This is a genomic window from Vibrio sp. Vb1554, from assembly GCF_033344235.1.
The window spans coordinates 299,248-308,272 of sequence record NZ_JAWPOJ010000003.1; the positions used below are offsets into that span (position 1 = coordinate 299,248).

At 43.2% G+C, this 9,025-nt stretch carries 9 protein-coding genes; 4 read left to right on the forward strand and 5 right to left on the reverse strand.

Going from position 1 to position 9,025, the window contains the following annotated elements; genetic code table 11:
• From R8N28_RS04875 to R8N28_RS04895, 5 genes are all read right to left on the reverse strand, one after another.
• Positions 1-1,338, reverse strand: a 1,338-nt coding sequence (locus tag R8N28_RS04875; protein ID WP_225477348.1) for a VWA domain-containing protein, incomplete at its 3' end; no start/stop codon positions are given.
• Entirely contained in the window at positions 1,331-2,335 is a 1,005-nt protein-coding gene (locus tag R8N28_RS04880; protein WP_065275459.1) for a vWA domain-containing protein, read from the reverse strand. The genes R8N28_RS04875 and R8N28_RS04880, both read right to left, overlap by 8 nt.
• Entirely contained in the window at positions 2,328-2,804 is a 477-nt protein-coding gene (locus R8N28_RS04885; protein ID WP_065275458.1) for a DUF4381 domain-containing protein, read from the reverse strand. Before R8N28_RS04885 ends, R8N28_RS04880 begins: the two co-directional genes overlap by 8 nt.
• 37 nt (positions 2,805-2,841) lie before the next feature.
• Complete coding sequence (locus R8N28_RS04890; protein WP_065275457.1) at positions 2,842-3,768, reverse strand: DUF58 domain-containing protein; 927 nt, start codon at positions 3,766-3,768, stop codon at positions 2,842-2,844.
• Positions 3,769-3,781: 13 nt separating this feature from the next.
• The gene (locus tag R8N28_RS04895; protein WP_005383914.1) at positions 3,782-4,738 is read right to left on the reverse strand and encodes an AAA family ATPase; all 957 of its coding nucleotides are present in this window, start codon (positions 4,736-4,738) and stop codon (positions 3,782-3,784) included.
• Positions 4,739-5,048: 310 nt separating this feature from the next.
• Between R8N28_RS04895 and R8N28_RS04900 the strand changes: the two genes are divergently transcribed.
• The 4 genes from R8N28_RS04900 (at position 5,049) to R8N28_RS04915 (ending at position 8,959) form a co-directional block, all read left to right on the forward strand.
• A complete protein-coding gene (locus R8N28_RS04900; protein ID WP_017821859.1) occupies positions 5,049-6,965 on the forward strand; it encodes a methyl-accepting chemotaxis protein in 1,917 nt (638 codons plus the stop codon).
• A gap of 56 nt (positions 6,966-7,021) precedes the next feature.
• Entirely contained in the window at positions 7,022-7,222 is a 201-nt protein-coding gene (locus R8N28_RS04905; RefSeq protein ID WP_005375165.1) for a restriction endonuclease subunit S, read from the forward strand.
• Between the two features lie 246 nt (positions 7,223-7,468).
• Positions 7,469-8,137, forward strand: coding sequence for a LuxR C-terminal-related transcriptional regulator (locus tag R8N28_RS04910; protein WP_318183325.1), 669 nt, complete (start codon positions 7,469-7,471; stop codon positions 8,135-8,137).
• Between the two features lie 252 nt (positions 8,138-8,389).
• A complete protein-coding gene (locus R8N28_RS04915; RefSeq protein ID WP_412079906.1) occupies positions 8,390-8,959 on the forward strand; it encodes a LuxR C-terminal-related transcriptional regulator in 570 nt (189 codons plus the stop codon).
• Positions 8,960-9,025: the final 66 nt, after the last annotated feature.

Consider the following 9,025-nt stretch of genomic DNA (forward strand, 5'->3'; position numbering starts at 1 on the left):
CTGTTTTAGCTTTTCTTCTACAACCGATAGGTTTTTCTTCGCGGCTTCAAAGTTAGGCTTTTCCTCTAGCAGCTTTTTATACAAATCAGCCGCATCTTCTAATTGACCATTTTGAGCGAGCGAGTTGGCGAGGTTATAGCGGCCGTTAAGGGAGGCATCATGAGAAAATGCTTCGATAGCGGCTTCGTAGTCACCTTTTTGATAACTGGCGGCTCCTTTCCAGCTTGGGTTTGTAAATAGGTTTTGCGCCTGTTCATACTCACCTTGCTTGTAGAGTTCCGCTCCTTGTTGGTCGGCATTTAAGAACGGATTAGCTTCTGCATGCGGTGTCCACGTTACTGGGACTACAGTCGCAACTACCATCCAAATCAGGTCGCGTCGAAACAGTAAAGCCGCAGGAAGAAGTAACAACGGCAGTAACCAAAAGCCACTGTTGAGACGAGAGTCAGTTTTAACTTCTTCGCTTTGGGTTGCAGAAAGCTGGCTACCAATGTTATTGGTAAAGGCCGCGATGTTTTCAACATCACGGTTGGTGTGTTGAATAGGAACAAATAGGCCACCAGTCTTATTCGCTAGCGTTTGTAGATTTTTCAGATTTGTTTTCGCTACGACGGTTGTGCCTTGTGCAGTTTTTAGCAGAGATCCATCGGGCAGCGCGATAGGCGCACCGTTAGGAGTCCCGACGGCAAGAACAGAAATGCGAAACTTTGTACCTTGGACTAAATCTAACGCGCGAGACAGCTCTGACGTATCAAGATCATCCGCTAACACGATGATATCGCCTTGTTGCGTGCCTGCTTGAGAAAACTGGTTGATCGCAAGTTCAATCGCGGCAGGCAGGTTTGCTCCTTGAAAAGGCATCAGCTCTGGTGACAAATTTTCGATAATGCCAGCAAGCGTGCTGGAATCAGTTGTCAGTGGACTTAAGTTATAGGCATCGCCAGCGTAAGCAATAAGTCCAGTGGCTCCCTCTTTCCATTTAGGCAGCAAATCGAGCGCCTTATAACGTGTTTGTGCTAGCCGATTGGGTTTGATGTCTGTAGCAAACATAGAGCGAGACATATCAAGCACCAAGATACGGTTTTGGTTTAACTCAAAGCTTGGTCGAGCATTGGACTGCCAGCTTGGCCCCGCTAATGAAATGCAAGTTATTGCCCAAGCTAAACCCCATAGAGTGAAGTAATGCTTAGACTGCGTGTTTTGTCCGAGCATCCGCGATAGGTGAGGGGCAATCAGTGTGGACTTTTGGGCTCTAAATTTGTGATTAAGCAAGAGTGCAATAGGGATCACGATGAGCCCCAAAAGCCAATAAGGATTGAGGAAAATAAACTCAGCCATGTTTTCTCCTTAATAGGAATAACAATACCGACAATACAAATGCAGCGCTTAATGGATATGGAAACCATTCAGACTGAGGGCGCCAAGTTTGTGTGTCGCTAGATACGGGTTCTAGCTGGTTGATGGTGTCATAAATCTTTTCGAGCTCTTCTGTATCTCGCGCTCGAAAATATTGTCCACCTGTCACCTCTGCCACTTTAGTCAGTGTTTGTTCATCTAAGTCGGCTGTGGTGTTGACTTTGCGAGTCATGAAAAACTCTTTTACCATCATTTCACCAGCGCCCACGCCCACGGTGTAAACAGTGGCGTTGTATTTTTTCGCAATTTCCGCTGCTTCTAGCGGCTCGAGCACCCCTGCAGTATTGCTGCCGTCACTGAGCAAAATCATGACTCGTTGGGGAGCATCACTGTCTACAAAGGTTTTTGTGCCTAACCCAATACCATCACCAATGGCGGTTCGTTGACCAACCAAGCCGATGACGGTTTGATTAATCTGTTGCATGACGCTTTTGCGGTCTGCAGTGAGTGGTGTTTGCAAATAAGCATGGTCGCCAAACAAAACAACTCCGAGACGGTCACCTTTTCTCTTTGCTACGAAATCAGACAGAACTTTTTTGACTGCTGTGAGGCGATCGATATATTCGCCGTTGAGTTCCATGTCTTCCTGCTGCATCGAACCGGACAGATCGACGACTAACATCAAGTCCCGATATTTGGGTTGGAATTCAACGGGATCGCCAAACCAAACTGGACGCGCACACGCGACGACAAGAAGGCCCCAGATCGCGATTGAAAGTGCTTTTTGCAGCGCTTGCTTAGGCTTGCTGCGATTCTCATTGGTTGGTAAGTACGCCAATTTGATCTCGGCTTGTTGAGATTCTTGTGGCAGGAACTTGTATACCAGCCATGGGATGGGCAACAAAAACAGTGCCCACCACCAGACAAATTCAATGTTTAGCCATTGGGCAAGATCGGTTATGAGTGTTTGCTCAGTCACGGTTATTTGCCTTTTTCTTTGGTGGCAAAGCGTAGGTTATCCAAAAGACACAATCGTCTACCAAGCTTTGATGCTGCCCTTGGGAAGAATTCTGATACAACGCTTCTTGCCACTGATGTTGTTTGTCTACGAATCGACTTTCTTTGGTATGGCTATCGAGAAATTTATACCAAGCGATTCCGGTTAATGGTGCGATCTCTTCACGCGGAAAGTAACTCAATGCTGCCTGGCGCAATATTTCCAGAGCAGAAGAGGGGGTATGAGGCGCGGTAGGTTGAGTTAAAAGTGTTAATGCTGTCTTTTTTGCGCGTAAGTGTTTTTTACGCCATCTCACATAAAGACAAATGCCGAAAACGAAGAGCAAGGTGGCTGCAAGCACCACCCACCATCCCCAAGCGAGCGGAAACCAATCCGGAGCGTTTGGCAAAATCAAAGGTTCAAGGTCTAGGCTTTGGTTGTTTGTTGTCATTATTATTACTGCTTAATAAATACTGCTTGTCAGTTTGTTAGCTTAATTGTGAAATTAAGGGCCAGCCACTTGATAGCGTGTTAAATGGAATTGCTATCGAATGGCACTGCTGCTTAATGGTTTCTTGATGTTGGGTAAAGTGGCTTTCGAGTTCTCTTCGTTGTCCTTTAGAGCCAAAGTTAAACCATTGACTATGCAGCCCATCCGAAGCTTTCACTTGACCTCTAAAGTCTGTTTCGCCTCTTTCTAACGGATCATAAAACTGAACGGCCCTTACGCTATTGTGTTGTTTGAGTCGACGTAGTTGTGCCAGTTCCGTTGGTGTTACGTGGGCAAAGTCACTGAGCATAATCAATTCGCTGCCTTTTGGGGTGAGCGTATGAAGTGTCTCCAATACTTGTGTATAAGGCAGTGTACGAGTGTCGTTGCTTGCAGTACGAGTTACTTGCGCATTATGTATGTCGACTATGGCGTTAAGAATCCGCAGCCCTTGTCTTTGTAAAGAAGAGGGGCGAAATTCAAGACATTGATGTCCGTCATCAATCACTGCGCCGATGCGATCTTTTTTAGCTAGAGTTAGCCAAATTAGAACACTGGCAAAGTGGGCCAATTGAACGGATTTGAGTACATACTTAGATCCAAAATGTAGACTAGAACTTAGATCAAGATAAAGAATGACCGCTTGCTCTTTATCTTCTGCAAACAATTTTGTATGTGCTTTACCGGTCCTAGCGGTGACTCGCCAATCAATGCTGCGAATATCGTCGCCAGGTTGATATTGGCGCACCTCCATAAAATCCATACCTCGCCCTTTTTGGCGACTGGTATGGTTACCACTCATCTGCGACCAGAGACTCTGTGCTGGTGGTAACCAAAGTACAGATTGAGTGCGATATTGGAGCAGCTCTTCAAGGGTTAATGTCACCCCATTCGCATGAGGTGGTAATGAATGTGTAGCGGACATATCACTCACCTGTTTATGCACTGCCAACAAGGTTTAGCAGTTTATCGATGACCTGGTTTGCCGTAATGCCTTCCGCTTGAGCGTGGTAACTCAACAATAAACGGTGGCGCAGTACCGGATAAGCCATGGTTTGAACATCTTCCGGAGAGACAAAATCACGACCAGCAAGCCAAGCGTGCGCACGTGCACAGCGATCAAGAGCGATGGTGGCACGCGGACTCACACCCATTGACAACCACTTGTCCAACTCAGTGTCATATTCGTTGGCTTGACGTGTCGCCATAACTAAACGGACGATGTACTGCTCTATCGTTTCTGCCATATGAATATCCAACACCTCTTTACGTGCAGTGAATATATCTTGTTGGCTTAACATTGGGCGTTCAACCTTTACTTCGCCCTTTGCTTCTCCGCGGTTAATACGCAAGATAGATAGCTCATGCTCTGCATCTGGGTATTCCACTTCTAAATGCAATAAAAAGCGGTCTAGCTGCGCTTCAGGAAGGGGGTAGGTCCCTTCTTGCTCTATCGGGTTTTGAGTTGCCATAACCAAAAACAACTCTGGCAGCGGGTAGGTATGACGACCTGCTGTGACTTGTTTCTCTGCCATTGCTTCAAGCATTGCCGCTTGTACTTTGGCTGGTGCACGGTTTATCTCATCCGCAAGAATAAGCGAGTTGAAGATAGGACCTGACTGGAAAGTGAACTCTCCGGTTTCGGGACGGAAGATATCGGTGCCGGTTAAATCGGCTGGCAGCAAGTCAGGGGTGAACTGAATTCGGTGGAAGTCACCTTCAACACAGTCTGAGAGTGATTTTACTGCACGAGTTTTTGCTAACCCAGGAGGGCCTTCAACTAAAATATGCCCATCCGCAAGAAGCGCAACAAGCAGTTGCTTTACCAGATCTTGCTGTCCGATGATCTGCGACTCTAAGTATTGCTGAAGAGTTTCGAAGTTAGATTTATGCATGCTTTGGACTCTCGGTATCCATGTGATTTTCGTGTTGAGTATTGGTCATTTTCCATGTGAAAAAAGTTCCAACGCTCTATTGCAATTTATCTTTTCAATATTGGGACGCTACAGAGAATTGCAAGTACGTGCTATCTCTGAAAGTGCTTATTTGACAGTGTGTTACATTTATTTTTCATAATATAATGAGAAATGCCTCTAGTTTTGTACATATGAGCCGATAAAGATTCCGTGGTGTGCGTGTCATGAGATATGCACCTGATTCCCCTTGTGGGGCCAATAACAAGTGATTCTTTTAAAAGGTCCGAATATGTTGAAACTTCATTCCTTGAGCATCAAACAGAAGGTTGTACTTGGCATTACGTTTGCTGTTCTAGCATCAACAATCATTGTTGGTGTTATGGCTCAGCGTCATGCGAGAGATGTATTGAGCCATCGTCTTATTGACATCGAGCTACCTGCGATGTTGCAGCAAATCAATACCGAAATTGACCGCGAAGTTGTCGAAATGCAACAAGCGGCAAAACAGCTGGCTACAAACGAATTTATTGTTGAAGCCCTATCTAATACAGACCGTGATCCGTCAGTAGAAGTTCAGTTGGTTCAGCAGCTCAATAACGTTAAATCACAGTATGGTCTTAATGATGCGTCGGTAGCGAATCGTCAAACGGCATATTACTGGAATCAAAACGGATTCTTACGTCAACTTAACCGAACGCAAGATGCTTGGTTCTTTGGATTTACGTCGTCTGGTCAAGAAACGTCCGTGAGTGTGTTCCAAGAGGCAAATGGCGAAGTGAAAATGTTTGCCAATTTCCAAGATCTTAATGGTACATCAATGTCAGGTCTCTCTAAATCTATGGGAGACATGGTTGCTTTGCTCAATGGGTTTAAAATTGAAGATACGGGTTACGTGTTCCTCACTAATGAACAAGGCCAGATTCAAATACACCGCCAACAAGGTAAGAACCAAACTTCTATCACTAAACTATTTGGTAGTGACGCAAGTGCGCTGTTGAACAAAAATAGCTTCAACCTAATTAATGTGGAGTTTGAAGGGCAGGATACTTTTGTTTCTAGTTTGTATGTTCCTTCAATGAACTGGTTTGTTATTGGCGTGGTTCCCGTTGATGAAGTATTCGCAGACCTGAATGCGACAGCTAAAAAAATGCTGTTTACGACCATCATTGTTGCCGTTGTATTCATTCTCATGGGCGTATGGTTGGCAAACAGCATTACGAAACCAATCCGACTGATTGCCGATCGTTTTACCGACCTTGGGCAAGGTGAAGGCGATTTGGCGCAGCGTATTGAAATTAAGGGTAATGATGAAATTGCTCAGCTTTCAAAAGGCTTTAATGGATTTATTGAGAAGATTCATGCCACGATGAAAGAGGTTGCTTTAACCAGTGGCTCATTAAGTCAAGCGGCAGAAAGTGTGTCAACGAAAGCAACATCCACACACGACAACAGCCAAGAGCAGCGTGATCAAACCATTCAAGTAGTTGCAGCTATCAACCAAATGGGTGCGACCATCAGTGAAATTGCATCGAACGCTGCTACCGCTGCTGATACGGCAAATCAGGCTTCAGATAACACTCAAACTGGTCGAGAAGTTGTGATGAAAGCAAAAGAGGTGATCAGCCGCCTAGCCGATGATGTTGAAACAACCAATATTGTTGTTACGCAGTTGGCATCGACAACCAAAGATATTGGCTCGATTCTGGGTGTAATTCGTGACATCTCTGAGCAAACGAATTTACTTGCGCTAAACGCTGCAATTGAGGCTGCTCGTGCTGGTGAGCAGGGACGTGGTTTTGCGGTTGTTGCTGATGAGGTAAGAAACCTAGCTTCACGCACGGCTGATTCTACAGAAGAGATTCAGCGCATGATCAATCAGCTTCAAAGTGACGCACAAGACGCGGTAAGTGCTATGGAAGCGGGCAAAGCGGTCACCATTGAAGGGGTTACTTCTACCGATGAAGCAGTCGAGGTATTAATCAGTATTTCTGAACGAATCACCGACATCTCTGATCGTAATACACAAGTTGCAACGGCGACGGAAGAGCAATCCACGGTGGTGCATACCATTAATCAAAATATCGAAGAAATCAACGCGATAAATGAAATGACAACCGCGACAGCAGAAGAGTTGGCGGATGCAAGTCGCGATCTTCAAGCGCTCTCTTCTCGTTTAGACAAGATGGTTGGTAGCTTCAAGTTATAGAGTTGGATAGAATAGGCGAAGTTTAAAAGTTCAATCATTAATTTTAGGTAAGTACTATGAATGACTTCGAAAAAGAACTAGAGCAAATTTCTCAAGAAACCGCTCAGGAGCCAGAAGTAAAACTGCCGTCGCTAGAAGAGCAAAAAGCGATCGTCGCTGAGCTGAAAAAGCTGGAAGCGGAAGGTAAGCTGACGCCAGAAGTGTTAGAACAACACTTTGGTAAGTTTAACCAAAAAAACGCAGTTCCAATCCACTAAGTTAGGTGGTGTTTTACCTCTAACGTGCGTGATTAAATCACCTGCTCAAACACAAAAAGGGAGTTTATACTCCCTTTTTTAATGTCTGAAAAATGCTAATACCTCTCACATACTTGCCACTTAAAAATTATTGACATTTCAATGAGTTATTAATTAGTACTAGTGATTTTCATACTTGACAATACTACCGCTCTATCTAAATCTATTGCGTATTTCAATAAAAACGACCAAGGGAATGCGATCAGGATGGAGCAGCAAAAAAAAAGAAACGTTATTTTAATCACGGAGGGAAGTCTACAGTCATCTCTGTTGAAAGATGTATTGGAGACCAAACTCGGTATTAGTGTTGCTCTAATCACGCCAGATAATCTGATTCACGGAGTGTTACATGAATCTCTTTCATCAGCCATTATTGTTGATTGCAGCGTGATCACGGATGAAATTTTTCGCCGTTATGCGGAGTTTAAAGCGGCCAAGCAGAAAGACACGCTTGAAATCTTAATTAATTGTGAGCAATCCATATCGACAGAAGATCTCTTTGCTTGGCGTACTTTGGCCGGTATTTTCTATACCTCTGATGATATAAAAACGTTGCAAGTTGGTATTGGTAAGGTGCTTCAAGGAGATATGTGGTTCAGTCGTAAGTTTTCTCAGCAGTACATTACTTACCTTCGTCGACATTGCAAACCTATAAATAAGAATGTTTTCGCTATTCTGACCAAACGAGAGCAACAAATAATTACCTTTCTTTCCATGGGGGCGTCCAATCAACAAATCGCTGAACAATTATTTGTCAGCGAGAATACGGTAAAAACGCATTTACATAATATTTTCAAGAAGATTGATGTGAAAAATAGAGTTCAAGCACTTATTTGGGCAAAGGAAAATATTTCAGACAACTCGTTACCGGTGTAATGCTATTGCAATATTAGGTTGCCTAATTTAGTAAACTCTTAATAATTTCTGTGACCTGAATGTGTTAAAAGTGTTTCTTTTATGAGAAACACTTTTTTTGGTTCTCTTTTTAATAACTTTAGAATTTAAAAAAGTAGCAAATAACTTTACTCTGTGAACTAGCACTTACATATCAAACTAAGTGCTGACGATTAACTACTAATTTAAGAATGTTAAGTCACTGAAAGTATGAGAAACATTATGGAATAGTATATGGAAAAGCCTGAAATCCTAATGCTCACTCAACAAAGTTTACAGAGTGAAAACTTTAAGGAAATGCTTTCTAAAAATACAGAAACTAAAATAACGATCATTGATACTAAAAACCCTAGTTATCATGAACTCATTCCGGAACGCTACTTTTTGCTTGTTGATTTTTCAGTTGAGATTCCTTCCGAAACTTTAGTTTATTTAAAAGATAGTAATAAAGTGCTAGGAACCATAATGCTTAATCTAGGTTATGACTTAGACACAGAAGAACTCGCTTCTTGGCCTCATGTAAAAGGTATATTTGGTCCAGGAGATTCAATGGACAAGGTTTGTCAGGGATTAAAAGCAATAATAAAAGGGGATAATTGGCTGTCTCGAAGATTACTTGATCAGCTAGTAAATTATTATCGAGGCAGAGAAGTAAATAGCATTATCGAACCTGCTATTGAGGTTGAGCTTACTCGGCGTGAAGTTCAGGTTTTAAAAATGTTGAAAGAAGGTGGTTCAAACATGGAAATCGCTGATTCTTTATTTATCAGCGAGCATACTATTAAATCACATCTATACCCGTGATCATTGAAGGTGCTTGATTTTTCCTTAAAGCAGGATCATGCTACGAACCATGAAAATTACACTGAC

Bases quoted from the DNA above. Each gene is read 5' to 3' on its own strand.
- R8N28_RS04885 (WP_065275458.1), bottom strand. From the start codon at position 2,804: ATGACAACAAACAACCAAAGCCTAGACCTTGAACCTTTGATTTTGCCA.
- R8N28_RS04890 (WP_065275457.1), bottom strand. From the start codon at position 3,768: ATGTCCGCTACACATTCATTACCACCTCATGCGAATGGGGTGACATTA.
- R8N28_RS04895 (WP_005383914.1), bottom strand. From the start codon at position 4,738: ATGCATAAATCTAACTTCGAAACTCTTCAGCAATACTTAGAGTCGCAG.
- R8N28_RS04900 (WP_017821859.1), top strand. From the start codon at position 5,049: ATGTTGAAACTTCATTCCTTGAGCATCAAACAGAAGGTTGTACTTGGC.
- R8N28_RS04905 (WP_005375165.1), top strand. From the start codon at position 7,022: ATGAATGACTTCGAAAAAGAACTAGAGCAAATTTCTCAAGAAACCGCT.
- R8N28_RS04910 (WP_318183325.1), top strand. From the start codon at position 7,469: ATGGAGCAGCAAAAAAAAAGAAACGTTATTTTAATCACGGAGGGAAGT.
- R8N28_RS04915 (WP_412079906.1), top strand. From the start codon at position 8,390: ATGGAAAAGCCTGAAATCCTAATGCTCACTCAACAAAGTTTACAGAGT.